The following is a 25,553-nucleotide window of genomic DNA, read 5'->3' as shown; positions in this document are numbered from 1 at the left end:
CGGACGACGGCCGCGCGGGCCGGACACCGTACGGCCCCGCTCCATCGGTCCATCGGCACTTCAGTACAACGGCGCTTCAGTACATCGGTTCATCAGTGCGACGGTTCGACCTCTCGACATTCCGGAGACTCCGCCATGAGCGACGCCCCCACCACCCCCGCCACGCCCGGCCCGGACGACCCGCTGGCTCTCACCGAGCTCTTCGCGGGCGGCGGCGAGCCGTGGCTGCCGCTGCTCAAACCGGTCATCGAGGCGCAGCCCGGCGCGGCGGAGTTCATCGGCCCGCAGCGCCGCCCGGAGGTCGTCCCGGTCCGCGAGCTGACCTTCCAGGCGCTCAAGCCGCACGCGCCGCACAAGTGGAAGGTCGTCGTCTTCGGCCAGAATCCGTACCCGCGGCCGGAGAGCGCCACCGGCATCGCGATGTTCGACAACACCTTCCACGACTGGAAGGACAGCCAGTTCGGACGGGTCGTCAGCATCCGCTGCATCATCAAGGCGGCGGCGATGTGGAAGTACGGGATACCGAAGAAGACCCCGATCGCGGACATCCGCAAGCTGCTCGCGGAGCAGGAGACCGTCCAGCCGCCGGAGTGGTTCCAGGCGATGCTCACCCAGGGTGTGCTGCTGCTGAACGCCGCGCTGACGGCGCACAGCGACGGCTCCTCGGGACCGGACCGGCACACCGCTTTCTGGCGGCCGGTCGCCGAGCGGATCGTCGAGGAGATCCTGAAGGCCAAGCAGGACGCCCCCGAGGAGGACCGCGGGGTGGTCTTCGCCTGGTGGGGCGCGCACGCGCGCAGTCTCAAGCAGGTCGTGGTGCGGCTGCAGAAGAAGTATCCCGGTGTCGAGGTGCGGCACATCGACCACTGCAACCCGGCGGCGCAGGGCGACATCTTCTGCGACGGCGAGCACTTCGCCGTCGTCAACGACGCCCTCGCCTCGCTCGGCGCCGACCCGGTCGACTGGCTGCCCAGCACGGGGTGGAACGCCGCGGCGGCCGAAGCGGGCGGCGCGCAGGGCGACGTGGCGGAGCGGATGGGCGCGTTCATCACGTCCACCATGGAGCTGCACCAGCTCTACCTGGAACGCCTCGCGAGCGTGAAGGACGAGGGCCTCGTCCTCCCCGCCGTCACCGGTGTCCTGGACACGCCGCTGATGGACTTCCGGGACGCGGTCGGCCCGGTCGTCGAGCTGCTGCCCGGTCTGGACGGGCACGTGAGCCGTTCGCACGAGTTCGGCAAGCGGCGGGCGGACGAGTTGTCCGGCGTCCTTTCGCCGGAGGCCATCGCCGCGCTGTACCTGTACACGTGCGAGTCCGCGTTCTACCGCGAGATCAACGCCGTGCTGCGGTCGCCCGACCGCGCCCGGGTCGTTCCGTACCTGCCCTACCTACGGCTGCTGTTCTCGGCGGTCTCCGGGCTCCCGGCCCGGACCGAACCGCTGTGGCGGGGCGTGCCGCTCGACCTGCGGGCGCAGTATCCGCTCGGCCGGACGATCACCTGGTGGGGCGTCTCGTCCTGCACGCCGAACGTGGGGGTGGCCCGCGCCTTCCTCGGCAGCCGCGGCAAGCGCACCCTGTTCACCGTCAACCCGCTGCGTGCGACGGGCATCCAGAACTTCTCGGCCTTCACCGGCGAGGAGGAGTTCATCCTGCTGCCGGGCACCCAGCTGAAGGTGACGGACGTCCGGGCCGAGCGCGGCGGGCTGTGCACGGTGACCCTGACCGAACTGGAGGACCAGCCCCTGGTGTCCTGACCCCTCCCGCCTCCGTGTCCGGGCCGCCGCAAGCGCCCCTCAGCGCCCCGCGGCCCGCCACGGCGCCCAGCCGTCGTCGCCCGCGAGGTACGCCTCGCGGGTCGCGGCCGCAGCCTGCGCCGCGGTGAGCTGCGGCCGCTCCGCCGGGTCGGTGACGGCCGCGCCCGGCCCACGGTTGGCGTACTCAGCGAAGCGCATGCTCTGCCACGGGAAGGCGGCCGACATGTCGGCGTACGGCCGGGCCGCGTCGAGGCCCGCGCCGAGCACGCTGTCGCGCACCGTCAGCATTGGCACCGCGGTGGTGTCGGAACTCGGCACCCACGGCCGGGCGAGCTTGTACGCGCCGTCCGGGGCGCCGCTGCTGATCCGGCAGCGCGTGGCGAGGAAGCCGTGCGGGTCGGCGGCCGTGGTGCTGGGCGCGAAGACGAAGCCGTACGGCGGGGCGGCCAGGTCCGCGCGGTCCAGGGTGCGGAAGTGGCAGCGGTCGTAGACGGCGGTGGCCCGGCCGAAGACGAAGTCCACGTCGCCCTCGGCGTAGCAGTCCCGGAAGTACTGCCGGGCGAGGACGTCCTGCGCGAGGGTGTCGGCGTACAGCGTGTCCTGGTGGCCGAGGAAGCGGCAGCGGTGGAAGGCCGAGCGGTCGCCCTGCACCTTGAGCGCGACGGCCTGGGTGCCGGTGACGCCGGGGTGGTCGGCGCGCAGCCAGTCGTTGGCGAAGGTGATGCCGCGGGCGGTGAAGTCCGCGGCCTGGACGGTCACGGTGGCCGACCCCGAGGTGCCGTACGTGCCGCCGCCCGGTCTGGGCGTGCCGTTGGCGATGTCGTGGACGATGACGGTGTCGCGCGGGTCGCCCGTCGCGCCGACCAGCGTCAGCCCGGCCGCGGCGGCGGTGACCAGGACCGTCTCACGGTAGGTGCCGGGGCCGAGCACGACGACGGCGCCCGCGCCGGGCACGGCGTCCACCGCGGCCTGGACGGTCCTGAAGTCGCCCCGCCCGTCCGGGGAGACCCGCAGCACACCGCGGGTGTGCCGCCCGTCGCGGGCGCGGGCCGCGGGCGCGCGGGTGCCCGCGAATCCGAGGGCGGCGGCCGTTGTTCCGGCGGCGAGCAGGGATCGGCGGGTGAGCGTCACGGGCCACTCCTCGGGGGCTTACGAACGGGCCTGCCTCGTCCGGGCGTTCCGCAGTATGAACAGAATCCATGTCCACGCACAACCCGTCGGGCAGACAGTAAGCGTTTACTGTCGCTTCCCACCGCGCTCCTGACACCCCGCCACCCCCGTTGTCGATGCGCTTCACCACCGGTCGCCGCCGGCCCGCTCGCGCGCCTCCACCGCACCGGATCCGCCGTCCTGACGGCTTGCCGCGTCGGGATCCACGCACGAGCCGATCCTTGCGCGAGGTGTTGCCTGCCCGCCGGAGGTGTCCTACGGTGCTTGGCACCGCAGCGCTTCGACGGAGTGTGACCCCACTTGGACAGCAAGCGCTTGCCGATCATGAGGTTCATCCCCCCACAAAGGAAGAGCACCATGCCCCCACGCACCGCGTTACCCCGACCGCCCCACCGGCGCCCGCGCCTTCGGCGCCGCCGGTTCGCCGCCGTCCTCGGCTCGGTCACCGCGATCGGCACCGCCGTGGTGGCCACCGGGGCCTTTCCGCCGTCGGCCTCGGCGGCGACCTGGCCCACGCCCACCAGCAACCACGGCACGAGCTCCACCATCTCGGTCTCCGGCACCAAGGACTACGGCTACGCCCGCTACTACGGCACCGGCGACCTCGGCACGAGCGGCCAGTCCGAGGACCAGGGCCCGATCTTCGACCTGGCCCCCGGGGCGACCCTGAAGAACGTCATCATCGGCTCGCCCGCGGCCGACGGTGTGCACTGCGAGGGCAGTTGCACCCTGCAGAACGTGTGGTGGGAGGACGTCGGCGAGGACGCCGCCACCTTCCGCGGCTCCTCGTCCTCCAACGTCTACACCGTCACCGGCGGCGGCGCGATGCACGCCTCCGACAAGGTCCTGCAGTTCAACGGCGCGGGCAAGCTCGTCGTCAGCAACTTCGCCGTGCAGGACTTCGGCAAGCTCGTACGCTCGTGCGGCAACTGCTCGACGCAGTACCAGCGGACCATCGAGCTGAACGGCATCGAGGCCACGTACAAGGGCAGCGCCCTCGCCGGCATCAACACCAACTACGGCGACACCGTCTCCCTGCGCAACATCACGATCGTCGGGGACAGCAGCCACAAGATCGTCCCCTGCCAGAAGTACATCGGCAACAACACCGGGGCCGAGCCGCCGAAGAACGGCTCCGACGCCGACGGCCACTACTGCAACTACAAGGCGTCGGACATCACCTACCGGTAGGTCCCCCGCCCGGCCGTCCGCCGCGGGCACGCAGCCCCGCGGCGGACGGCCGTACGAGCAGGGTCAGCCCGCGGCGGGCGGCGCGGGGTCGCGGGGCACCCAGAACGCCAGCAGGAACTCCACCGGGACCGCCTCCCCGTCCTCGCCCTCCGGGCCGTTGAACTCCTCGACCAGCGCGGCCAGCCGGGCGCGGAAGTCCGCGGCGCGGTCGGGGGACAGACGGGTGTCGAGGGCGACGACCACCGGAGCGAGCGGATCGGGCGAGCCGTCGGGGGCGGGGTCGCGCCGGAAGCGGCCGGTGGTGACGTCCCGGACGAGCCGGTCGCGGACGCCGTCCAGCGCGACCGCGAAGGCGTCGGCGACCTCGCCCGCGCTGCCGGGCGCGGCCAGCAGCTCGCGGCCCAGCCGCAGGGCGAATTGCGCGACCTGGTACTGGCTCTCCTGGATGCCGGAGACCAGCCGGGTCCGCGCCACCCGGATCAGTCCGGCCGCCTCCAGCACCTTGATGTGCCGGTAGAGCCGGGTGACCGGCTGGTCCAGCATGCCCGCGAGGTCCTTGACCCGGTAGGCGGCGTGCACGTCGGTCGTCATCGCGCGCAGGATCGCCAGCCGCAGCGGGTCGGACAGCGCCTTGAGCGTCTCCACGTCGGCGACTTCCCGGACGGTCCGCGCGCCGCCCTCCGCTTCCTCGGCCATCGTCGTCCGGTTCCTTCCCGTCGTCCGCGCGCCGGTGCCGGGTCCGGCGTGCCCGCTTCATTCAACACTAGTCAAGCGTTCACGTGGTCCCTATCATTCACGCATGAGTGAATGCCTTGCGGAACGTGAAGGGCGGATACCCGCCGCGGTGCCGCTGCGGCGCAACCGCCGCTTCCAGGCGCTGTGGCTCGGGGCCGCCGCCGCCAACCTCGGCCAGGAGACCGTCGAGGTCGCCGCTCCGCTGCTGGTCCTCGGCCTGACCGGATCCCCGGCGCTGGCGGGCCTGTTCGGCTTCGCCGAGGTCGGCACCGCGATCCTGGCCGGGCTGCCCGCCGGTGTCGCGGTCGACCGGCTCGACCGGCGGCGCGTCCTGCTGGTCGCCGAAGCGGTACGGGTAATGGCCCTCGTCCTCGTCGCCGGCTGCCTGGCCGCGGGCGTGGCCGACGTCGGCCTGCTCCTGGGCGCCGCGGTCGTCCTGGGTGCTTCGACGGCGTTCGGCGCACCCGCCCGCATGCTGCTGCTCCGCGCGGTGGTGCCGGACCACCAGCTCACCGCCGCGCTCAGCCGGGACGAGGCGCGCGGCGGGGCCGCCGCCCTGGCCGGACCGCCACTGGGCGGCGCGCTCTCCCTGGCCTCACGCGCCCTCCCCTTCGCGGCCGCGGCCCTCGGCTTCGCGGTCTCCTTCTGCTGCGCCCTGGCGGTACGCGCCCCGGCGGCGAAGGCCCCGGCCGTGCGGGGCCCGGCACCCCGGCCGGCCGCCGAAGCGCTCGCCGGGCTGCGCGAACTCGTCGCCGACCGCCTGCTGCGCGCGGCCCTCGCCGTCATCTGCTGCTTCTACTTCAGCGTGACCGCGGCCGTCCTGGTGGTCGTGGTGGCCCTGCGGCACCAGCACCACTCCCCCGGCGCGATCGGCCTGGCCCTCACCGGCACCGCCGTCGGCATGCTCGCGGGCGCGGCCCTCGTGCCCCGGCTCGACCGCCGGCTCGGCCCGGGTGCGGTGCTGCTGACGGCCTCCGCCCTGACCACGGCGGGTGGGCCTGCTGGCGCTGCCGTTCGGCCCGGTGTGGGTCTTCGCGATGCTGGCGCTGGCCGGACTCGGGCTGCCCGCGCTGCGGGTCCTCGTCGACATCCTGGTCTTCCGGCGCACCCCGGACCACCGGCGCGGCCGCACGATGGCGGCGACGATGACCCTCATCGGCACCGGCGCCCCCCTCGGCTCCCTCACCGCCGGTCTCGCCCTCCAACTGCTCGGCGTGACCGGCGCCCTGGCCCTGATCGCAGCCGCCCAGGCCGCCGTCACGGCCGCGGGACTGCGCAGCCGGCACGTCATGTCGTCCCGCTGGCCGCGATGACCTCCCGGGCGGGTGCCGGTCGGCTACTCCGCCGCCGCTCCCTCCGGGCGCGGTGACTCCCACTCCCCCGCGGCGGCCTCGCCGTCCTCCGGTGCGTCGTCGTCCTTCTCCGGCTCGGTGGCGTCGAAGCGCCGCCGCAGTTCCTCCGCCGCCTCCGGATCCCCGCCGGTGTCGAGGGCCTCGGCCATCCGGTCCACGAGGAGTTCGCGCCGGGGGTCGTCCTCACCGATGCCCTGCGCTTCGAGGAAGTCGGCGAAGAGGTCCGCCGCGCTGCCGTCCTGCGCTTCCTCGTCGTCTCCACCGTTCCAGTCACCGGCATCGGTACCGGAGTGGCCGGACAGCTCGGGCACCAGGTGCCGGTAGCGGGGCGGCACGTCCTCGTTCCGCGCCGCGGACGCCAGTTGGGTGAGCAGGCCGATGTCGCCGACCGTCTTCTCCACCTGGTCGTCGTTCCTGGACAGCCACCAGACCACCGCGCTGCCCGTGTCCTTGAGGACGTCCTCGCCGAGGTAGTCGCGCTTGCTCTGCTCGTACTTGCGCTCGTGCTCCCAGACCGCCTCGTCCTTGCGTACGGCGGCGAGCTTCGTGAGCCGTTTCTGATCGGCCTCCGGCAGGGTCAGCACCACCCCGTCGGCCATCACCTGGAGGTAGCCGGTGTCGTCGGGCCGCATTCTGCCGAGCACGCCGTTCAGCTCGTGCTGAACGAGGGAGGCCCTGTTCGGCTCGCGCTTCTCGGTCACGGAACGCGCCCTCGCGAGGATCGCGTCGATCGCCAGTCCGGCGGGGTTGATGACCGGCTCCCCGGCGGCACGTCCGCTGGGGCACCACCGGACGGTCGCCGTGAAAAGGAAGTCGTAGTCCTCCCAGAGGCTGGGCAGCACCACCTGCGTGACGCGCTGGTCCCGCCGTTCGACCGGGGCCACAGGGAGGTGCGGCACCAGCTCCGGGGGCACCGGGTTCGTCCGCCTCCCCGTGAGCGCGGTGAGGAGCCAGGGGGCCACCACGACGAGGGCCGCGACGGGGAGCCATGTCCAGGCGGGCCATCCGCCGTACAGGTCGACGGCGGCGAGGACCAGCCCGCAGATCACGGTGAGAAATGCCGCCACGGTTTTCCGGCCGGGTGTCATGGTGTCGTCTCCCTCGTCCTCGGGGGCCGCCGCGGCGGCATGGTGGCGGAGTAGCCCTGGACCACGTCGATCCGGCGTCGCAGCCGCGCCGCGACATCGGCTCGTGAACGCTCTGACGCGTCGGCGCGCGACCATGCGCGGGCGACTGTGTAGAGGCGGCCCAGGTGGTCGGCGCGGGTCCCGCAGCCGTCGACCAGGACGTCCAGAAGGAGGTCCCCGGCGTGCTCGTCGTCCCCCGCCGCCGCGAGCCATCTGGTCGCGTACGCACCCCACTCCTGCGGCGGGCAGGCGGCGAAAGCCGCGGCCCAGCCGCCCGCCAGATGCCCGCGGACGACCGGTTCGCCGATCGGCGGATGCTCTCCGCCGGTCAGCGCGGCGGGCGTCGCCAGGTCGAGGAAGAGCGCCGCGTCCGCGGACCACGCCCGGTCGCCCGGCGGCGCGCCCAGCCGGGCCAGCAGCATGCGGCGGAGCCGCGGGGTCTGCTCGGCGAGCTGCACCAGCGCCTCGTGTGCACTGCGCCCGTCGCGCTGGCGTCTGGCCAGCTGGTGGAGTCGCACGACGGCCTGGTCCGGGCGCCGCACGGCCATCACCTCGGCGCAGACCCCGACGAGCACGGCGGTCAGGCCGGGGCTCGGTCTGGCCTTCGACCACTCGTAGATGCGCCGGCGGAAGAATCCGCCGTACCGGAGGTCGTGCAGGCCGTGTTCGAGCGCCTGCGCCGCGGCACGCAGCCGCCGGGGGTTCGTGCCCGACGTCCACTCGGTGACCCGGTCCTCGAACCTGTGCAGGGAGCCGGTGCTCAGGCACTGCGCGGCAAACCGCCGTACGAGCGCGTCGCGGTCGTCCAGGGTCAGTTCGGGTGCGTCGAGCATCTCGCCGAGCCACGCCCCCAGGGGGCGGCGCACCTCCGGGAAGTACCTCCAGAAGCGCTCCCGGACGGCGGTGTCGTACCCCAGCGCGTCGAAGTGCACCCTGCCGTCGGCGGTGGTCCCGGCCCGGACCTGTTTGAGCCGCTGCGCCAGGTCGGCGCCGTCGAGGAACGGTGTGTCGTCGCGCGGATATCCGACCGCCGCCAGCAGCGCCCCCGTGCCGCGGTGGATCACGTCGCCGTGGGCGCCGTGCAGCATTGCCACCGTCAGCAGGAGCGCCCTCGGCGGCCCCTCCTGGAGGCTGCTCATCCGCTTTTCGAGGTCCACGTCCCTGGCGGTGAATGCCTTGAAAGCAACGTCGCACCAGTCGCCAAAAACCTTCCGCGGTTCCGCACCCTTCGCCCGGAAGACCAGGTCGGCCAGTTCGGCGATCTCGCCGGGCGACGAGTGCCGGCTCAGGAGCCTGGTGAGTTTGCCGGGAAGACTGTCCGGCCCGTCCACCGGAATACCCGACAGACGCAGGTGCTTGATCAGTACCCGGTCCGCGGGCGGTGCCCCGATCAGGACCTGGTACCGGCGGAGTTCGGGCCGGACGGGCGCGACTCCCGTGGCCGGGGGTACCACGACCAGGCGCGCCGAGCACTCCCTGACCACCTGCCGGTAGGCCGCCAGTTGACTCGCGACGCGGTGCCATTCGTCCTGATCGGCGTCGGAGAGGTCAAGAAGGAGCCGGTCCCGTTCGCCTACCGCGGTGGCGTCGAGGTTCATGGGGCGTTCGTCCTCGTCCGTCCCGGTCATCAGCTCGTAGAACCGTCCGGCTCCGGCGCGGACTTCGTGCAGGAGCATCCGGGCGGCGGACGATCGCCCGCTGCCCGGCTCCCCGGCGACCAGGACCATGCTCTCCCGCTCCAGCACCGCCCGTGCGTCGGCGAACAGGGCGGGGTACACGAACTGGCGCCGGAGCCGCACCAGTTCATCGTCCGCGACCAGGCGCGGGCTTCGGCCCTTCGCATCGCGGACGTACGCGCGGACGGCGCTCAACCCGTAGAGGTGCACGTGCTGGTTGTTGTGCTGATCGCCATCGCCCGTGTGGACGTTGCCGCGCACATCCTCCACCCGGGTACGGGAATACTCGGTCACCGTTTGTCCTTGCGGTCGTCCGTCCCGCCGAAGTCGTTGTACGTTCCCCCGTGGTGTTCACCCGCGACGAAGCTGCCGTTCCCGGAGAACTCGTTGTGGTTTCCCTGGTAATGGGACTCGTGGTGGTCCCCCTGGTAGTGCCTCTCGTTGATGTCGCCCGAACCCGTGTGCACGGGACCGTGGTTGCCCTTGACGACGGTTCCGGCGTCGCCGGTGATGTCGCGGCCCTGGATCGCGGTCCCGTTGACCGTGCCTGTCGAGTTCTGCACACCCCCGTCCGCCGGTGCCGGGCGTTCGGCCCCGGACACGGCGGCCTCGGCCTGTTCGAGCGACGGGACGAGGTCACGCAGTTCGTCGCCGATACGCCGCAGGTCCGCGTCGGCGTTCTGCAGGTCGAGGCGCAGGGACTGGACCTCGGCGACCTCGCGAAGCTCCTCGGGCAGGTCGGCGGCACGCAGGCGCTCCGTACCGCGACCGTCGAGCACCGGCACGACCGGGATTCCGCAGGCGAGGGCTTCGAGAATTTCGCGCCGGACCCAGTCCGACGCGTCGTGCAACTTCTCGGACGTGGACCACGACTCGCCGATGACGGCGAGGACCACCCCGCTGCGCCGCAGATTGCCGAGTAATTCCTGCGGATAACGGGAGCCGACCCGGATGGACTTGGACGCGCGGAAGATCCGCTCACTGCCGAACCGGTGCGAGAGCTCGCGTTCGATCACGGCTGCGGACTTCTCACCGTCTCCGGTGCGGTAGTTGATGAATACGTCAGGCACGGTCGTCTCCTCGGTATGTGCTCGGGGGAAGAAAGGTCGTGAGATCGGGTGTCAGGTCCTTCACGGACGCGTTGCGCGGGTGCCGGGCGAGCACACGGGCCAGGGCCCGGATGTCGGCGGCGACGGTGGCGGAGTTCACCGCCGGGGCGGTGCGCAGGAGTTCCCGCGCGAGCTCGCAGGCGTGGTCGATGTCGCCTGCCTCGGCGTACGCCAGGGCCCGGCGGGCGGCGAAGCGCACCCGGGTGCGGAGGGCGTGCGGGGGCAGGAGCCGCAACTGCTCGTCGATGGCCTGCGCCGCCTGAGCGGGCCTGCCGAGGTCGAAGAGGCACCAGCCGCGGATCATCGCGACGGGATCGGGGAGGTGCATACTGCCCAGCACCGGGCCGTCCGGGCTCGGCGCATCGCGTCCGAGCAGATCGCGGGCCTCCTCCAGGCAGCGCATACTGTTCAGCTCGTCTCCGGCCAGCGCGTGCCCCTGGGCCTCCCGCTGCGCCGCCAGGCCGCGGATGCGCGGGGGCAGTCCGCCGCTCCGCGCCAGTTGGGCGAGGCTCACCGTCTGCCCGGCGTCACCCCGGTAGAGCGTCACCAGCGCGCGGCGGACCAGTGCGTACGCGGCGAGGTCGTGGTCGCCGCCGGCCGCGGCCATGGCGACCGCCCGCTGCGTCCACCACAGCGACGCCTCGTCGTTGCCGGTCTCCTGGACGAGCCAGCCGATGTATTCCGCGTAGCGGGAGCCGAGCCGCAGCAGGCCGGTCCGCGCCTGCCCCCTGGCGTGCCCGGCCAGCTCCCTGAGGGTGTGCGTCTGGGCGATGAGTGTCGGGAGCAACAGCGCGGGCCCGACCGACTGGCCGAGCCTGCGGTAGTCGTCGAAGAGCGTCCGGGAGGCGCGCAGCAGCGCTTCGGTCTCCGCGCCGGTCGGTGCCCCCGACCCGCCGAGACTCACTCCGACGGCGGATGCCAGCCCGGCGCCCATCACCTCGCGGCGGCTGGCGGGCTGGAACCAGCCGGGGCCCTGTGCGGACAGCCGCATCTCCCACACCTCCACCTCGTCGTCGTATCGGTTCGCGGCGAGCCGCACCGGGTGCGGCTCGGGCAGCAGGGCGAGCAGCGCGCCCCCGGCATCCAGGGCCGTGTCGCAGAGCCGGGCAAGCGCGCGGCTCGGGGGTTTCTGTCCCCGTTCGACCTTGCTGAGCTGCCCCTTGCTGTAATGAACGGCGGTGGCCAGATCCGCGAGCGTGAGGCCCGCGGCCATCCGCAGCCGCCGCAACTCGCGGCCGAACTCCTCCGGTTGCCTGTGCACTGCCCCTCCCCTCCGCCCGCCCGGCAACCGGCCGCCGCACAGCAGGGTGCGGCGGGCGGACCGGCGCGGACAACCCGAACCCCGGTGTTTCCCGTTTCCTCTTCGAAGGAGACCCGAGCGCCACCGGGCTGTCGAGACGGCCCTTCCGGACTGCGGTGGTGCCCACTCGCACCCCTGTGCGGACGGGGTCCGTGGTGGCTCTACGATCAGCTCGTCCCGGCGTGGCCGGGTGGAATCGTGGGGCGGCCGGGAGGTCGCCGGAGAACGAGGGTGGGCTTGCCAAGGCACCGGTTGTCGAAAAAGGGGCGGTACATCGCGTGGGGGACGGCCGCGGCCGTCGTCGCGGCGGGGGGTGTGGTCATGGCGCAGTCGTCGATGGCGGCGACCACGTGGCCCGCGCAGAAGACCTTCACCGGGCGCGCGTTCGACACGTGCACCGCGCCGTCGCAGGCGGCGATGAAGGCGTGGAAGGCGGACGGCTACTACGGCGGCGCGGCCGTCTATGTGGGCGGGCGGAACCGGGGGTGCGCGCAGCCCAATCTGACCGCTTCGTGGGTGAAGGCGGCCAACTCGTCGGGCTGGAAGATCATCCCGATCTACGTCGGGGCCCAGCCGCCGTGCCAGACGGGGACGAAGTCGGAGAAGCTCACGGCCGCCACCGCGACGTCGCTCGGGGCGAGCGACGGCAAGGACGCGGTCGCGAAGGCGGCGGCGCTGGGGATGAAGGCCGGGTCGGCGATCTACCTGGACATGGAGTCGTACGACGTCACCAACACGTCGTGCAACAACGCCGTGCTGGCGTACGTGCGGTCGTTCAGCAAGACGCTGCGCGGCAAGATCTACCGCGCCGGTTACTACGGCTTCTCGACGTCCAGCGCCAAGGCCGTCGCCACGGCGGCGGACCGGACGGACCTGCCGGGCAACCTGTGGTACGCGCTGTGGGACGCCAGGGCGACGACCACGACGGACTGGCCCTGGAACGCGAAGCTCTACACCGGTCACAGCCGGGCGCACCAGTACCAGGCCAACAGCAAGGAGACCCGCAAGGGTTACACGCTGACCGTGGACCGCGACTACTGGGACGGCCCGGTGGCCATCGTCTGAGAGCGGACGGGCGGTGCGGCGGGCCGTCGGCGGGGATTCCCGCCGGCGGCCCGCACGCGTGCGGCGTAGCGGCCGGGGGCGGTGCCCAGCACGCGGGTGAAGTGGCGGCCGAAGTGGGCCTGGTCGTAGAAGCCGACGGCGGTCGCCACCTCGGCGGGCGGCAGGCCGTCCAGCAGCATCCGGCGGGAGAGGTCGATCCGGCGGGACGTCACGTACTGGTGCGGGGCGATGCCGAAGGCGGCGCTGAAGGCGCGCACCAGGTGCGTGGGGTGGGCGTGCAGGCGCCGGGCTGCCTCGTCCAGGGTGACACCGTCGCGCAGGTGCGCGTCGAGGAGGTCGCGCAGCCGGTGGGCGACGCCGGTGTCCGGGCGGCCCGCGGGCACGAGCCGGGGGCGCAGGTGGGTACGCAGCCGCTCGCCGACGAGGGCGAGGCGGCTCTCGGCCTCCAGTTCGTCGCCGGGGCGGGCGAGTGCCTGGTGCAGCTGTCCGATGCGGGTGCGCAGCAGCGGGTCGGCGAGGTCCGGGGTGTCGACGGCCGGGCCGACGAAGCGCTCGTCGAGCTGCGTCATGTCGAGGTAGAGGACGCGTTTGCGGAAGCCGTGCGGCGTGGCGGGCGAGCCGTTGTGCGGGACCAGCGGCGGCAGCAGGCTGACCGTGCCGACGGGGGTGCCGTGCTCGCTGCGGTCCAGGTCGTAGCGGACGGCGCCGTCGTCGACGATCAGCAGCGTCCAGGCGTCGTGCACGTGCATCGGGTAGGCGTGGTCGGTGAAGCGGGCGTGCAGGACCTCCACGACTCCCGCCACCGGCGGGCGCCACGCGGAGGTCTCGTGCGCCTGTGCCATGCAAAGAACGTACAAGACCGGCGTCGCGGCGGACCGCGAGGCTGGGGGCATGGAAACCGTGAACGACACCGGGGCCGGCCTGCCGCCCGTACGCTTCGACACCAAGATCGCCGTCCTGCTGCGCGACGACCTCCGGTCCTGGCAGCGGCTCAATGTGACCGCCTTCCTGGTCAGCGGGCTGGGCAGCGTCGCGCCGGAGGTGGTCGGGGAGCCGTACGAGGACGCCGACGGCACCTCCTACCTGCCGATGTTCCGCCAGCCGGTGCTGGTCTTCGAGGGCGGCAAGGAGACGCTGACCGCCGCTCACGGCCGGGCGCTGTCCCGCGGCCTGCCGGTGGCCGTCTTCACGTCGGACCTGTTCACGACGGGCAACGACCGGGACAACCGGGCGGCGGTGCGGGCGGTGCGCCGCGAACAGCTCGACCTGGTCGGGCTGGCGGTGCACGGCCCCCGCAACGCGGTGGACAAGATCCTCAAGGGCGCCCGCATGCACCCCTGACGTCCCGGGGGGTCAGAGCTTGAGCCCGTTGCGGGTGATGTACCAGTTGTGGAAGCCGATCATCGCCCCGAGCAGCGCGAGCCACAGCACGGTGCTGACCAGCGGGAAGGCGTCCACCGGGATCGTGTAGGCCAGGACGATGCGCAGCGCCGAGTCCAGCAGGAACCCGGCGCCCCACACCGCGGTGAGCAGCCGCAGCTGGTGGCGGAAGACGGGCTCGGCGTCCCACCGGGCCTCCCACGCGGCGAACCCGGCCTCGCCGGTCTTGGCGACGACGATGCCGCGGGAGGCGGTCATCATGAACGGCCGCCGGAACAGGAGCGTGGCGAGCACCCAGAGGCCGAGGGTCGCGGTGAGCCAGCTGTCCCGGACCATCAGCACGCGCGGGCTGCCGGTCACCAGGGTCAGCAGGGTGCCGGCCACGACCAGGGTGAGGGTGAACACCGCCACGGCCTCGATCCGGCGGTGCCGCACGATCCCGTAGCCGATCCACGGCAGGAGGAGCAGGCCGCCGACGGCCATCGCGAGGTACTGCCCGGCGCCCGCGCCGCGCAGCCCGTAGTACGCGCCGAGCGGCAGGACGAGTTCGAGGAGGAGCTGCGCGGCGAGCCGGCGGCGCAGTGCCGCGGTCCTGTCGCGCGCGGGCCGCGCGGTGGCGTCCTCCGTGCCCTGCGGCGGTGTGCGGTGCGCCGTGCCCATGTGTGCTTCCGTGTCCGCTGCGGTCATGACGTCCTCCTGGTGGCGCGGTCGAAGAGGTCGGCGAGTTCGCGGCCCGCGGCCCGTACGTCGAGGCCGGGGTCGTGGGCGGCGCGCCGCACGATGTCGTCGATGGCGGCGCGGATCGCCCGCACCGTCACCCACGGGTCGAAGTCGCAGAACTCCCCAGCCCGCTGGCCGTTCCTGAGCTGTTCCGCCTGCGCCGCGAGACCTGCCTCGGCCGCGCCGAGGAAGGCGGCCATGCCTGGCTCGTCGCCGCGCAGATTGGTGAGGACGCCGGTGATCGCGGCCATGGGGCGGGGGTGGTCGGCGACGAGGTCGAGGTTGCTCTCGACGTAGGCGCGCAGCCGGGCCGCGTAGCCCTCGTGGGCGGTGACACGGGGGCGGACGTAGCCGTCCGCGAGGCGCATGACCTCGGCGACGACCTCGCGCATCAGGTCGTCGCGCCCGTCGAAGTGGTAGCTGATCATCCCCGTGCTGCTGAGCCCGGCGCGCTCGGCGATCTTCGCGAACGAGGCCCGGTGGTAGCCCGATTCGGCGATGACGTCGATGGCGGCGGCGACGATCTGGGCGCGTCGGCCGGTCTCGGTGAACGACGGCTTGGCCTTGCGTCCCGCCCCCCGGCCGGATGTTTGCTTGCCCGTGCTGTCTTTTGCTTGCATGAGCAAGACGGTACGCGCGTTTGCTCACCCGAGCAAGAAGCCGGGCACGAGGCCGGGCACCAGGCCGGGAACTGGAGGAGGGATCTCGGCGGACGGGAGGCGGTGCGGACGGGCCCCCGGCGGGCGTTGTCGGACCCTCTTGGTACAACGTGATCACACATCGGCTCCGGACGGCCGGGCGCAGCGCCCCGCCGTCCGGGGACACCTCGACGCGGCGTGAACGGGACAGGGACATGAGCGGGTTGGTGCACGACCACCTGAAGGAGTACGGCGGACTGCCGGTCGTCGACTGGCCGTCACCGGCGGACCGGCGCCGCCCGGACGCCGCCGCGGGAGAGGCCGCGTGGCGGATCGCCGCGGACACCTACGACAGCGAGGAGACCTGGCCCGAGGCCTTCGCCCGCTTCACCGCCGCCGTCGACCTCAGCCAGGTCAGGGCGCTGGTCGTGGGCGCGTGGCCGGAGGCGTACGAGGAGGGGCCGGGGCCGGTCGTCGAGGCGCTGCTCGCCGCACGCGAACAACTGCCCGCGCTGCGCTCGCTCTTCATCGGGGACATGACCTTCGAGGAGTGCGAGATCTCCTGGATCGTCCAGGCCGATCTCACCCCGCTGCTCACCGGCTTCCCCGAGCTGGAGCGGTTCGGCGTCCGGGGCGGCAACAGCCTGGAATTCCCCGCCGTCCGGCACGAGAACCTGCGCGAACTCGTCGTGCAGAGCGGCGGGCTGGGCGCGGACGTGGTGCGCGGGATCGCCGCGAGCGACCTCCCGGCGCTCACCGACCTCGACCTGTGGCTCGGCACCTCGGACTACGGCGGCGACGCCACGGTGGCCGACCTCGAACCCTTCCTGACCGGCACCCGGCTGCCCGCCCTGCGGCGGCTGGCGCTGCGCAACAGCGACATGCAGGACGCGGTGGCCACGGCCTTCGCCACCGCCCCGGTCGTCGCGCGGCTCGACGAGGTCGACCTGTCCATGGGCGTGCTGACGGACAAGGGCGCCGCCGCGCTGCTCGCCGGGCAGCCGCTGACGCACCTGAAGTCACTGGATCTGCACCACAACTACATCGGCGAGGACGTCGCCCGGCAGCTGCGCGAGACGCTGGAGCCCGCGGGCGTCCGGCTCGACCTCGGCAGCGCGAACGCCGAGTCGTACACCGAGGGCGACACGGGCACCGTCTGGCGCTACGTCGCCGTCGGCGAGTAGCGGCGCGCGGGCCGGCGGAAGGGACAGGGGGCAGGAGGTGACCGGGGAGGAAGCGGTGCCGGGCGGCGGGCGGGGCCCGCGGCTGGCGGTGGTCGGCAATCCGGACAACCGCCGGGTGCGGCTGTTCGCCGGGGCGGCGGTGGACGCCGGGTTCGCCGCGCCCCGGGTCGTGCCGTGGCTGGACGTGCTGCGCGACGGCAGGGCCGGCTTCGCGCCCGACGAGGTCGTACGGCTGGACTCGCCGGGCGAGCACCCGGAGGTCGACCGGTTGCTGCGCGGGGTGGACGACCCGACCCGGGTGGAGGGCGGCGCGCGCTGGTACGCCGCCTTCACCGCGGCGGTGCGGACACTGCGCGGCGGCGTACGGCTCGACGACCCGGACGAGCTGGCCGTCCTCTTCGACAAGCGGGCCTGCCACCGCCTGCTGGCGCGGGCCGGGGTCCCCGTGCCGGAATCGCCGACGAGCGGCGGCGACACCCCCGTACGCGGCTGGGACGACCTGCGGACGCTCCTGCGCGAGCACCGCATGCCGCGGGTCTTCGTCAAACCGGCGCACGGCTCGTCGGCCTCGGGCGTGCTCGCGCTGGAGACCGCCTCCGGAGGCCGGGTGCGGGCGACGACGTCCGTGGAGGCGGTGGACGGGCGGCTGTTCAACTCGCTGCGGGTGCGCCGTGTCACCGCCGAGCGCGAGGCCGCCGCACTGGTCGACGCGCTCGCGCCGGACGGGCTGCACGTCGAACGCTGGCTGCCGAAGGCGACGGTGGACGGCCGCGCCGCCGACGTACGGGTGCTGGTCGTGGCGGGCAGGGCCACCCACGCCGTGCTGCGCACCAGCCGCTGGCCGATGACCAATCTGCACCTCGGCGGTGCCCGCGGCGACCTCGCGGCCGCCGTGGCAGCGGCCGGTCCGGCCTGGGAGGAGGGCCTGCGCGTCTGCGAACGCGCGGCGGCCTGCTTCCCCGGCACGCTCGCGGTCGGCGTCGATCTGCTGCCCGCGGCGGGCTGGCGGCGCTTCGCCGTCGCCGAGGTCAACGCCTTCGGCGACCTGCTGCCACGGCTGACGGGTCTGCGGGGCACCTTCGCGGAGGGCCTGGACACCTACCGGGCCCAACTCGCCGCGCTGCCCGCCTACGTGGCGGCCCGGACGGGCGGCCCCGCGGGTCCGGCGGCGGCGGAGGGACCGGCCGCTCCCGCGACACCCGCGAGACCCGCACCACCCGCAACACCTGCGAGGGAGCAGCACCGTGCATCGACCTGACCCGGACGCCGTGGGCGGGCCGCCGCACCCCGCCCCCGACGCGCACCAGGCCCCGGCCGCGACGCCCGCGCCGGGCCCGTACGCGAATCCCGACATGAACGAGGTCGTCGGCCGTGACGACCTGCTGCTGGTCACCCTCGACACGCTGCGCCACGACGTCGCCGCCGAACTCGCCGCGGAGGGGCGGCTGCCGAACCTCGCGCCGCACCTGCCCGGCGGCGCCTGGGAGCGGCGGCACGCACCCGGCAGCTTCACCTACGCCTCCCACCAGGCGATGTTCGCCGGTTTCCTGCCCACCCCGGCGGCGCCGGGACCGCATCCGCGGCTGTTCGCCGCCCGTTTCGAGGGCAGCGAGTCCACCGCGGACGGCACCTGGGTCTTCGACGCGCCCGACCTGGTCGGCGGGCTGGCCGCGGCGGGTTACCACACCGTGTGCATCGGCGGTGTCGGCTTCTTCAACCGGCGCGGCGCGCTCGGCGGCGTCCTGCCCGGTCTCTTCGCGGAGAGCCACTGGGAGCCGGAGTTCGGCGTCGCCTCGCCCACCTCGTTCGAGGCGCAGGTGCGGCGGGCCGAGGAGGTGGTGGCCGCGCTGCCCGCCGGGCGCCGGCTCTTCCTCTTCGTCAACGTCTCGGCACTGCACCAGCCCAACTGGTTCCACCTGCCCGGCGCGACGAAGGACGCCGGTGACACACGCGCGACGCACCGGGCCGCCCTCATGTACGTCGACCGGCACATCGGACGGCTCTTCGCCGCCGCCCGCTCCCGCCGGCGCTGCTTCGCCATCGTCTGCTCCGACCACGGCACCGCGTACGGCGACGACGGCTGGAGCGGCCACCGCATCGGCCACCCGTCGGTGTGGACCGTGCCCTACGCCCACTTCTTCCTGGAGCACCGGGAGCCCGCAGCATGACCACCGCCCCGCCCCGTGTCCCGGCTCCCGTGCCGTCCGCCGCGACAGCCGCCGCCGTGCGCCCGTACCAGGACTACGTCTACGCCTACCCGCACAAGACCGCCTACCGGGCGCTCCCCGACCGCCCGGCGCTGCGCGACCTGTGGCGGGACGAGCCCAAGGACGCCCTCGCGCTCTACCTGCACATCCCCTTCTGCGAGGTGCGGTGCGGATTCTGCAACCTGTTCACCCGCGTCGGCGCCCCCGGCGACCTCACCACCCGCTATCTCGGCGCGCTGGAGCGGCAGGCCGACGCGGTCCGCGCCGCGCTCGACGACGGCGGGGCCGCCGGTGCGGTGCGCTTCGCCGCGGCGGCCTTCGGCGGCGGCACCCCGACCTTCCTGGAGGCCGCCGAACTGGAGCGGCTGTGCGACATCGCCGAGCACCGCATGGGCGCCCCGCTCGGCGAAGTGCCGCTCTCCGTCGAGGCGTCGCCCTCGACCGCGACCGCCGACCGGCTCGCCGTGCTGGCCGCGCGCGGCGCCACCCGGATCAGCCTCGGGGTGCAGAGCTTCGCCGACGACGAGGCGCGCGCGGCCGTCCGCCCGCAGCGCCGGGCCGACGTCGAGGCGGCTCTGGGCCGGATACGCGACACCGGCGTGCCGGTGCTCAACATCGACCTCATCTACGGCATCGGCGGCCAGACCCCGGCGAGCTGGCGCTCCTCCCTGGACGCCGCGCTCGCCTGGCGCCCGGAGGAGCTGTACCTCTACCCGCTGTACGTACGCCCCGCCACCGGCCTGCACGGACGCACCGACACCGGCGACCCGGCGTGGGACGCGCAGCGGCTGGACCTCTACCGGCGCGGCCGCGACCACCTGCTGGAGCGCGGCTACCGGCAGGAGTCGATGCGGATGTTCCGGCGCGCCGACGCGCCCGCGCCGCAGGGTCCCGTCGATCACGCGTGCCAGACCGACGGCATGGTCGGCCTGGGCTGCGGCGCCCGCTCGTACACCGCGGGCCTGCACTACTCCTTCGACTACGCGGTGGGCATGCCGCAGATACGCGGCATCGTCGACGACTACACGGCGACCACGACCGCGGACTTCGGGCACGCCGAGCACGGGCGCGCGATCGACGCGGACGAGGCACGCCGCCGCCATCTGCTCCAGTCGCTGCTCCAGGCCGAGGGGCTGGAGGTGGCCGGCTACCGCGCCCGCTTCGGCAGCACCCCGCAGCAGGACTTCCCCGCCGAACTCGCCGCCTTCGCCGCCCGCGGCTGGCTCGACGCGGGCGCGCCGCCCGCCCTGCTGCGGCTGAGCCCCGAGGGCCTCGCGCACTCCGACGCGGCCGGTCCTGCCCTCTTCTCGCCCCGGGTGCGCGCCGCCATGGCCGCCCACCAGGTCCGGTGAGCGCGGATGGACCTCACGCTCCTCTACCGCGGCCCGCTCGCCTCCTGCGACTACGACTGCCCCTACTGCCCGTTCGCCAAGCGCCGCGACACGCCCGCCCAGCTGCGCGCCGACCGGGCGGCGCTGGAGCGCTTCACGGAGTGGGCCGCCGCGCAGGACGACACCCTCGCGGTGCTCCTCACCCCGTGGGGCGAGGGGCTGACCCGGTCCTGGTACCGGGAGGCGATCGTGCGGCTGTCGCACATGCCGCACGTGCGCCGGGTCGCGATCCAGACCAACCTCAGCGGCCGCACCGGGTGGCTCGCCGACGCCGACCGCGCCAAGGCGGCGCTGTGGTGCACGTACCACCCGGGCCAGACCCCGTACGACCGCTTCCTGGCCCGCACCCGGGAACTGGCCGCGCTGGACGTGCGGTTCAGCGTCGGGGTCGTCGGGCTGCCCGAGCACCTCGGCGCGGCCCGGCGGCTGCGGGCCGACCTGCCGGAGCGGCACTACCTGTGGGTCAACGCGGCCGAGGGGCACACCTACACCGACGCCGAGGCCGCGCGGTGGACGGCCCTCGACCCGCTCTTCCCCTACAGCCGGCACCCGCACCGCTCGGCCGGACTCCCCTGCCGCACGGGCGAGTCGGTGATCTCGGTCGACGGCGACGGGACCGTACGCCGCTGCCACTTCGTCCGCGACACCCTCGGCAGTCTCTACGACGGCTCCTTCCGCGCCGCCCTCGCCCCGCGCCCCTGCCCGCTGGCCGTGTGCGACTGCCACATCGGCTACGTCCACCTGGAGTCGCTGCCGCTCTACGACGTCTTCGCGGGCGGCGTCCTGGAGCGCGTCCCCGCCGGGCGCTGACACCCGCGGACGGGCCGCGGCGCCGGAAAAGCCTTTGCGTCCGGCCGCCGTGACCAGGGACGATGCACGGCTGTGGAAAAAGACGACGCCCCTCCCCGCACCGGCCGCCTGCGGGCGCTGCTGCCGGACGTGACGCCCTGGCGCACCTCGCGTGACTTCCGGCTGATGTGGCTGGCGGGGGTGATCACCACCTTCGGCAGCTTCCTGACGCTGGTGGCGCTCCCGGTGCAGGTCAAGGACCTGACCGGATCGGCGGCGGCGGTCGGCGCGATCGGCGCGGTGGAGCTGGTGCCGCTGGTCGTCTTCGGGCTGTACGGCGGGGCGCTCGCCGACGCCATGGACCGCAAGCTGCTGATCAACGCGAGCGAGGCGGCGCAGGGCCTGCTGTCGGCGGCGCTGCTGGTCAACACGCTGCTGCCGCACCCGGGGGTGTGGCCGCTGTACGTGGTGGCGGCGCTGTCCAGCGCGCTGACGGGTCTGCAGCGCCCGGCGCTGGACGCGATCGTGCAGCGGATCGTGCCGCGCGACCAGCTCGCGGCGGCGGCCGCGCTGAACGCCCTGCGCTACCAGGTCGGGGCCATCGCCGGGCCGTCGCTGGCCGGGCTGGTGATCGCCTGGGCCGGGCTGGAGTGGGCCTACGCCGCCGACACCGCGACCTTCGCGGTGTCGGTGTGCCTCGGTCTGGGGTTGCGCCGCTCCCCCGCCGCGCACGACGCCGCCCGGCCCTCGCTGCGCGGGATCGCGGAGGGCGCGCGCTACGCGTGGAGCCGCAAGGAACTGCTGGGCACGTACGCGATCGACCTGGCGGCGATGTTCTTCGCCTATCCGGCCGCGATCTACCCCTTCCTCGCCGACGACCTGCACGCCCGCTGGTCGCTGGGCCTGATGTACGCGGCCGGGTCGGTGGGCTCGCTGCTGGTCAGCCTGACGAGCGGCTGGGCCACCCGGGTGCACCGGCACGGCCGGATGGTGGTCCTCGCGGCCGCGGGGTGGGGCGCGGCGATGGCCGGTGCGGGCTGGGTGCGGCAGATCTGGCTCGTGCTGCTCTTCCTCGCGCTGGCCGGAGGAATGGACATGATCAGCGGTATCGGCCGCAGCACGATGTGGAACCAGACGATCCCGGACGCGCTGCGCGGCCGCCTCGCCGGGATCGAGCTGCTGTCGTACTCGGTCGGCCCGCAGCTCGGCCAGGTCCGCTCGGGTGCGGTCGCCGCGATGACCTCGGCCCGTACGTCGGTGTGGTCCGGCGGTCTCGCCGGGGTCGCCGCGGTCGGCCTGCTGGCGGCGTCACTGCCCGCGCTGATGGCCTACGACGCGCGGACCGGCCCGGCGCCGCAGCAGGCGCCGCGCGCGCCGGAGGGCGCGGAGGCCGCCTGAGCGGGCGCGCCGGGGCGCGGCGGCGGCCCGGGTGCGCGCGGCGACGAGGTCCCGGGCGTCCGGCGGTCCACCATGGAGGCGGGCGTCCGGCCCGCAGCCGCGGGAGACCGCCTCCCCCGCAGCGGCCGGGGAGCGGGAGTGCCATGAGGATCGTCGTCATCGACCACATCACCCTGGACGGCGTCGTCCAGGCGCCGGGCCGACCCGACGAGGACACCCGCGGCGGCTTCACCGCCGGGGGCTGGGCCGCCGAGCGCGCGGGCGACGGGACGGTCGCCCGGGTCTGGGCCGAGCGGCTGTCCGCCGGCAGCGGCTTCCTCCTCGGGCGCCGCACCTACCAGGACGTGCTGGGCCACTGGAACGCCGAGGGCGGCCCGTTCCGCGACGCGCTCAACGCCGCCCCGAAGTACGTCGCCTCGCGCACCCTGGCCGAGCCGCTGCCGTGGCCGAACTCCACGCTGCTCGGCGGTGACGTGCCGGCGGCGGTGGCCGCCCTTCGGCGCGCGCCGGGCAGGGATCTGCACGTCATGGGCAGCGGGGCGCTGGTCGCCTCGCTCGCGGCGCACGGCCTCGTCGACGAGTACGTGCTGTGCGTGCACCCGATCGTGCTGGGCTCCGGCCACCGGCTCTTCGCCGACGGCTTCGCACCGGCGGCGTTCGAGACCGTGGAGGTGCGCCCCGCGCCGAGCGGGGTGGTCGTCACCGTCTACGCGCCCGGCGACACGGCGCCGTAGCCCGCTCGGGCGCGGCGGCGTCCTCCGGTGCTCGGGCGCGGCGGCGTCAGGCGGCGTGCAGCGCCGCGGCCAGGTCGGCGGCGGGCAGTTCGGCGGTGTAGACGTCGGTGCCGGGCTGGTGCTTGCGGCCGCCCGCCGCGAGCGGACCCGCGTCCACCGGGTCGAAGCCGATCTCGCGGATGAGGCCGGCCACCACCTTCTTGGCCTTGGCGTCGTCCCCGGAGACCGGGATGGCCAGCCGCTCGGGGTCGCCCTCGGGGCGGCCGCGGTCGCGCAGGTTCTCCCAGAAGATGGCGTTGAAGGCCTTCACCACGTCGCCGCCGGTGGCCGCGCGGACCTTCTCGCTGGAGGTGGTGGCGCCGTCGTCGAGGTCGGCCTCGTGGCCGTCGCGCTGCGGGTAGTAGTTGCAGGTGTCGATGACGATCTTTCCGCTCAGCTCGGCGCGCGGCAGCTCGTCGATCCGCCCGTAGGGGATGCTCACGACGGCCACCTCCCCGAAGCCCGCGGCCTCCGCGGCGGTGACGGCCCGTACCCCGCCGCCGATGTCGGCGGTCAGGCCCGCGAGCGTCTCGGGACCGCGGGAGTTGGCGAGCGCGACCTGGTGACCGGCCGCGGCGAAGTGGCGGGCGAGCGTGGAGCCGATGTGGCCTGCTCCGATGATTCCGATACGCATGCGTCGTGCTCCTTGCGGTGAGGGGGTACGGGCCGTTCAGGACGTGCAGGGCGCGCAGGCCGGGGCGCCCGCGGGGCGCGGTTCCAGCGGGACGCCGTTGCGGCGCAGCACCTCGCGGACGTCCAGGATCAGCGGGAAGACCTCGTGGTTGCGGTCCTCGCCCTGCTCGTCCCAGGCGCGCTGCTCGGCCTCGACGGCCATCCGGTCCTCGGCGAAGACGCGTTCGGTGAAGCGCCGGATGAGCGGCCAGGCCAGCTGGAGCACGCCCGGGACGCGCGGCTTCTCGATCATGAGCAGCCCGTAGACGTGGCAGGTGCGCTGCTCGGCGTCCTCCGGGACGTAGGCCGCCCACAGCCGGAAGGCCGGGCGCTCGGCGCCCTCGGGGACCAGGTCGAGGGTCTGGTAGGGGTATTCGGTGCGGATGGTCATGACGTCGCTGGAGTCGGATCCGCCGAGGCCCTCCCGGGCGAGCAGCCCGGCGCCGCGGTTGCGTTTGCCGCCCTCGTGCCGGAAGAGGTAGCGGGCCTCGACCGACCGCGGGCCGGTGCGCGTGTCCAGCAGCCGCGGGCGCAGCCTGCCGACGACACCGCGGTGCAGGAACTGGTGGTTCATGTCGAGCAGGTTCTCGTGCATGAAGGAGTAGTGGCAGCGCACGGTGCGCGAGTACGTCATGGTCCGGTAGCCCGCCGGGCCGTACGCGGGCAGCTGCGGCAGCGTCGCGGTCTGCGCCAGGGCCGGGTCGCCGGGAAAGACGAAGACCATGCCGTAAGCCTCGCGGACGGGGTAGCCGCGCACCCCGCGCGGCGGCCGGGCGTCGCCCTTGGACAGGTACGGGATCTGCGAGATCCGCCCGTCCCCGCGGTAGGCCCAGGCGTGGTAGCAGCAGCGCAGCGTGTCGCCGTCCACCACACCCATGCTCAGCGGCACCTGGCGGTGGGCGCAGCGGTCCTCCAGCGCGTGCACGGAGCCGCTGCGGCCGCGGTAGAGGGCGATGCGCTCCCCGGCGAAGGCGGTCGCGACGGCCTTGCCGATGCGCACCTCGCGGGAGAGCGCGACGGGATACCAGTGGTCGGGGTGCAGGCCGACGCGCCGCAGGTCGGCCGGTGCGGGACGGCCCGGCTCGCGCTCCCCGGCCCGCCGGGCGGGCGCGGCGCCGTCGTCGTGCGGCTCGATCGTCGCGGTGGCCTCGGTGTCGTTGTCGGTCATGCCTCTCCCTCGCACGCGGGACGGCGGGGCGCACGGGCGCGCCGCCGCGGGCGCGCCGGGAAGCCCCCGGGCACTCCTCATCCTGGGCCGCCCCGGGCGGACCCGCCGGGTCTGCGCGCCCGGACAGGCGACACGGGCCCCGCGCGGGGCGCGGTCAGCCGGTCTGCCGGGCGCGGAAGGCGGCCGCCTTCGTGCGGTTCTGGCAGGCGGTGGAGCAGAACTGGCGGGCCGAGTTGCGGGAGGTGTCGACGTAGACGCGGTCGCAGGCGGTGGCCGCGCACACCCCGAGGCGTCCGGCGAGGCCGCCGCCGAGGAGGACGGCGAGGCCGGTGGCGCAGCCCGCGCCCCAGCCGACCGCGAGCGAGTCGTCGCGGCCGTGGAAGTGCAGCTGCCAGCCGCGGTCGGGGTCACGGTCGAGCTGCGGCCGGGCGCCGCGGGCCAGCAGCAGCGCGTTGAGGGTCTCGGCCGCGTCGTCCAGCCGCCCGCCGCCCGCGGCCTCGAAGACCTCCCGCAGCCGCTGCGCGGTACCGGCCAGTTCGTCGGCCTCGGCCTGCGTGACGGTGTGCCGCGCCGGTACGGACAGCGCCGTTCGAACGGCCCGGCAGCGTTCCGGACCGCGTGGCGCGGTGTAGTCGCGGCCGCGCGCGCGGCCGTCCGTGAGGTCGTTGACCAGCGCCACGGACGCTTCCAGCAGCCTCTGCATGTGACTGTCGAACAGCACTTGACCAGTTACTCCCCTCGCACGTAACGTCG

The 25,553-nt window shown here is 74.0% G+C and carries 24 protein-coding genes and 1 pseudogene; 13 read left to right on the top strand and 12 right to left on the bottom strand.

The features are described 5' to 3' along the window. Window positions 1-135: 135 nt before the first annotated feature. A complete protein-coding gene (locus ACWERV_RS23970; RefSeq protein WP_398189952.1) occupies window positions 136-1,755 on the top strand; it encodes an ADP-ribosyltransferase domain-containing protein in 1,620 nt (539 codons plus the stop codon). 39 nt (window positions 1,756-1,794) lie between these two features. On the opposite strand, the gene ACWERV_RS23965 is transcribed toward ACWERV_RS23970, so the two are convergent. Next, window positions 1,795-2,886: a pectinesterase family protein gene (locus ACWERV_RS23965; protein ID WP_452936408.1), complete on the bottom strand. Its 1,092-nt coding sequence runs from the start codon at window positions 2,884-2,886 to the stop codon at window positions 1,795-1,797. A 396-nt stretch (window positions 2,887-3,282) separates the two neighbouring features. Between ACWERV_RS23965 and ACWERV_RS23960 the strand changes: the two genes are divergently transcribed. Beyond that, window positions 3,283-4,116, top strand: a complete 834-nt coding sequence (locus ACWERV_RS23960) for a pectate lyase (protein WP_452936406.1) — start codon at window positions 3,283-3,285, stop codon at window positions 4,114-4,116. 63 nt (window positions 4,117-4,179) lie between these two features. Here ACWERV_RS23960 and ACWERV_RS23955 read toward each other — a convergent pair whose 3' ends face one another. Further along, the gene (locus ACWERV_RS23955) at window positions 4,180-4,812 is read right to left on the bottom strand and encodes a helix-turn-helix domain-containing protein (RefSeq protein ID WP_452936403.1); all 633 of its coding nucleotides are present in this window, start codon (window positions 4,810-4,812) and stop codon (window positions 4,180-4,182) included. Between the two features lie 103 nt (window positions 4,813-4,915). Here ACWERV_RS23955 and ACWERV_RS23950 point away from each other — a divergent pair. Together ACWERV_RS23950 and ACWERV_RS23945 are read left to right on the top strand one after the other, a co-directional pair. After that, window positions 4,916-5,788: pseudogene (locus ACWERV_RS23950) on the top strand (MFS transporter); the annotation flags it as partial. Window positions 5,789-5,843: 55 nt separating this feature from the next. Further along, the gene (locus ACWERV_RS23945; RefSeq protein ID WP_452936423.1) at window positions 5,844-6,164 is read left to right on the top strand and encodes a hypothetical protein; all 321 of its coding nucleotides are present in this window, start codon (window positions 5,844-5,846) and stop codon (window positions 6,162-6,164) included. Window positions 6,165-6,187: 23 nt separating this feature from the next. Here ACWERV_RS23945 and ACWERV_RS23940 read toward each other — a convergent pair whose 3' ends face one another. The 4 genes from ACWERV_RS23940 to ACWERV_RS23925 are packed head-to-tail and all read right to left on the bottom strand — an operon-like array spanning window position 6,188 to window position 11,376. Beyond that, window positions 6,188-7,291 carry a hypothetical protein gene (locus ACWERV_RS23940; protein ID WP_452936400.1) on the bottom strand — a complete coding sequence of 368 codons (1,104 nt, stop codon included), beginning with the start codon at window positions 7,289-7,291 and terminating at the stop codon, window positions 6,188-6,190. Next, window positions 7,288-9,300 carry a hypothetical protein gene (locus ACWERV_RS23935; RefSeq protein WP_452936397.1) on the bottom strand — a complete coding sequence of 671 codons (2,013 nt, stop codon included), beginning with the start codon at window positions 9,298-9,300 and terminating at the stop codon, window positions 7,288-7,290. Before ACWERV_RS23935 ends, ACWERV_RS23940 begins: the two co-directional genes overlap by 4 nt. Then, window positions 9,297-10,076 carry a TIR domain-containing protein gene (locus tag ACWERV_RS23930; RefSeq protein ID WP_452936395.1) on the bottom strand — a complete coding sequence of 260 codons (780 nt, stop codon included), beginning with the start codon at window positions 10,074-10,076 and terminating at the stop codon, window positions 9,297-9,299. The genes ACWERV_RS23935 and ACWERV_RS23930 overlap by 4 nt, the downstream gene beginning before the upstream one ends. Further along, a complete protein-coding gene (locus ACWERV_RS23925; protein ID WP_452936392.1) occupies window positions 10,069-11,376 on the bottom strand; it encodes a helix-turn-helix domain-containing protein in 1,308 nt (435 codons plus the stop codon). The genes ACWERV_RS23930 and ACWERV_RS23925 overlap by 8 nt, the downstream gene beginning before the upstream one ends. Before the next feature lie 276 nt (window positions 11,377-11,652). Here ACWERV_RS23925 and ACWERV_RS23920 point away from each other — a divergent pair, with 276 nt between their 5' ends. Further along, window positions 11,653-12,480 carry a glycoside hydrolase domain-containing protein gene (locus tag ACWERV_RS23920; protein WP_452936389.1) on the top strand — a complete coding sequence of 276 codons (828 nt, stop codon included), beginning with the start codon at window positions 11,653-11,655 and terminating at the stop codon, window positions 12,478-12,480. Here ACWERV_RS23920 and ACWERV_RS23915 read toward each other — a convergent pair. Then, the gene (locus ACWERV_RS23915; protein ID WP_452936387.1) at window positions 12,450-13,322 is read right to left on the bottom strand and encodes a helix-turn-helix domain-containing protein; all 873 of its coding nucleotides are present in this window, start codon (window positions 13,320-13,322) and stop codon (window positions 12,450-12,452) included. The genes ACWERV_RS23920 and ACWERV_RS23915 overlap by 31 nt on opposite strands. Window positions 13,323-13,371: 49 nt before the next feature. Between ACWERV_RS23915 and ACWERV_RS23910 the strand changes: the two genes are divergently transcribed. Further along, window positions 13,372-13,821: a DUF2000 family protein gene (locus ACWERV_RS23910; protein WP_452936384.1), complete on the top strand. Its 450-nt coding sequence runs from the start codon at window positions 13,372-13,374 to the stop codon at window positions 13,819-13,821. A 12-nt stretch (window positions 13,822-13,833) separates the two neighbouring features. Here the strand turns inward: ACWERV_RS23910 and ACWERV_RS23905 are convergent, their stop codons facing one another. Together ACWERV_RS23905 and ACWERV_RS23900 are read right to left on the bottom strand one after the other, a co-directional pair. Next, window positions 13,834-14,547, bottom strand: coding sequence for a VC0807 family protein (locus ACWERV_RS23905; protein ID WP_452936382.1), 714 nt, complete (start codon window positions 14,545-14,547; stop codon window positions 13,834-13,836). Continuing rightward, window positions 14,544-15,200: a TetR/AcrR family transcriptional regulator gene (locus tag ACWERV_RS23900; protein WP_452936380.1), complete on the bottom strand. Its 657-nt coding sequence runs from the start codon at window positions 15,198-15,200 to the stop codon at window positions 14,544-14,546. Before ACWERV_RS23900 ends, ACWERV_RS23905 begins: the two co-directional genes overlap by 4 nt. Before the next feature lie 233 nt (window positions 15,201-15,433). On the opposite strand from ACWERV_RS23900, the gene ACWERV_RS23895 reads away from it, so the two are divergent. The 7 genes from ACWERV_RS23895 to ACWERV_RS23865 all read left to right on the top strand — a co-directional run bounded on the left by ACWERV_RS23895 (window position 15,434) and on the right by ACWERV_RS23865 (window position 22,921). After that, on the top strand, window positions 15,434-16,402 hold the full coding sequence (locus ACWERV_RS23895) for an STM4015 family protein (RefSeq protein ID WP_452936377.1): 969 nt from the start codon (window positions 15,434-15,436) through the stop codon (window positions 16,400-16,402). 37 nt (window positions 16,403-16,439) lie between these two features. Continuing rightward, window positions 16,440-17,660 (top strand): STM4014 family protein, encoded by a 1,221-nt coding sequence (locus ACWERV_RS23890; RefSeq protein WP_452936375.1) that lies wholly within the window; start codon window positions 16,440-16,442, stop codon window positions 17,658-17,660. Between the two features lie 94 nt (window positions 17,661-17,754). Then, on the top strand, window positions 17,755-18,570 hold the full coding sequence (locus ACWERV_RS23885; RefSeq protein ID WP_452936420.1) for an STM4013/SEN3800 family hydrolase: 816 nt from the start codon (window positions 17,755-17,757) through the stop codon (window positions 18,568-18,570). Continuing rightward, the gene (locus tag ACWERV_RS23880; protein WP_452936372.1) at window positions 18,567-19,961 is read left to right on the top strand and encodes an STM4012 family radical SAM protein; all 1,395 of its coding nucleotides are present in this window, start codon (window positions 18,567-18,569) and stop codon (window positions 19,959-19,961) included. The genes ACWERV_RS23885 and ACWERV_RS23880 overlap by 4 nt, the downstream gene beginning before the upstream one ends. 6 nt (window positions 19,962-19,967) lie before the next feature. Continuing rightward, window positions 19,968-20,810 (top strand): STM4011 family radical SAM protein, encoded by an 843-nt coding sequence (locus ACWERV_RS23875; RefSeq protein WP_452936370.1) that lies wholly within the window; start codon window positions 19,968-19,970, stop codon window positions 20,808-20,810. Window positions 20,811-20,882: 72 nt separating this feature from the next. Continuing rightward, the gene (locus ACWERV_RS23870) at window positions 20,883-22,187 is read left to right on the top strand and encodes an MFS transporter (protein WP_452936367.1); all 1,305 of its coding nucleotides are present in this window, start codon (window positions 20,883-20,885) and stop codon (window positions 22,185-22,187) included. 143 nt (window positions 22,188-22,330) lie between these two features. Then, on the top strand, window positions 22,331-22,921 hold the full coding sequence (locus ACWERV_RS23865) for a dihydrofolate reductase family protein (RefSeq protein ID WP_452936364.1): 591 nt from the start codon (window positions 22,331-22,333) through the stop codon (window positions 22,919-22,921). A 46-nt stretch (window positions 22,922-22,967) separates the two neighbouring features. Here ACWERV_RS23865 and ACWERV_RS23860 read toward each other — a convergent pair whose 3' ends face one another. The 3 genes from ACWERV_RS23860 to ACWERV_RS23850 form a co-directional block, all read right to left on the bottom strand. Continuing rightward, window positions 22,968-23,594 carry an NADPH-dependent F420 reductase gene (locus ACWERV_RS23860; protein WP_452936361.1) on the bottom strand — a complete coding sequence of 209 codons (627 nt, stop codon included), beginning with the start codon at window positions 23,592-23,594 and terminating at the stop codon, window positions 22,968-22,970. A gap of 36 nt (window positions 23,595-23,630) precedes the next feature. Continuing rightward, on the bottom strand, window positions 23,631-24,800 hold the full coding sequence (locus ACWERV_RS23855; RefSeq protein WP_398189901.1) for a Rieske 2Fe-2S domain-containing protein: 1,170 nt from the start codon (window positions 24,798-24,800) through the stop codon (window positions 23,631-23,633). A 154-nt stretch (window positions 24,801-24,954) separates the two neighbouring features. Then, the gene (locus ACWERV_RS23850; protein ID WP_452936359.1) at window positions 24,955-25,521 is read right to left on the bottom strand and encodes a CGNR zinc finger domain-containing protein; all 567 of its coding nucleotides are present in this window, start codon (window positions 25,519-25,521) and stop codon (window positions 24,955-24,957) included. Window positions 25,522-25,553: the final 32 nt, after the last annotated feature.

It is taken from the genome of Streptomyces sp. NPDC004031 (genome assembly GCF_053604375.1).
This window is presented reverse-complemented; position numbering and strand designations above follow the sequence as displayed.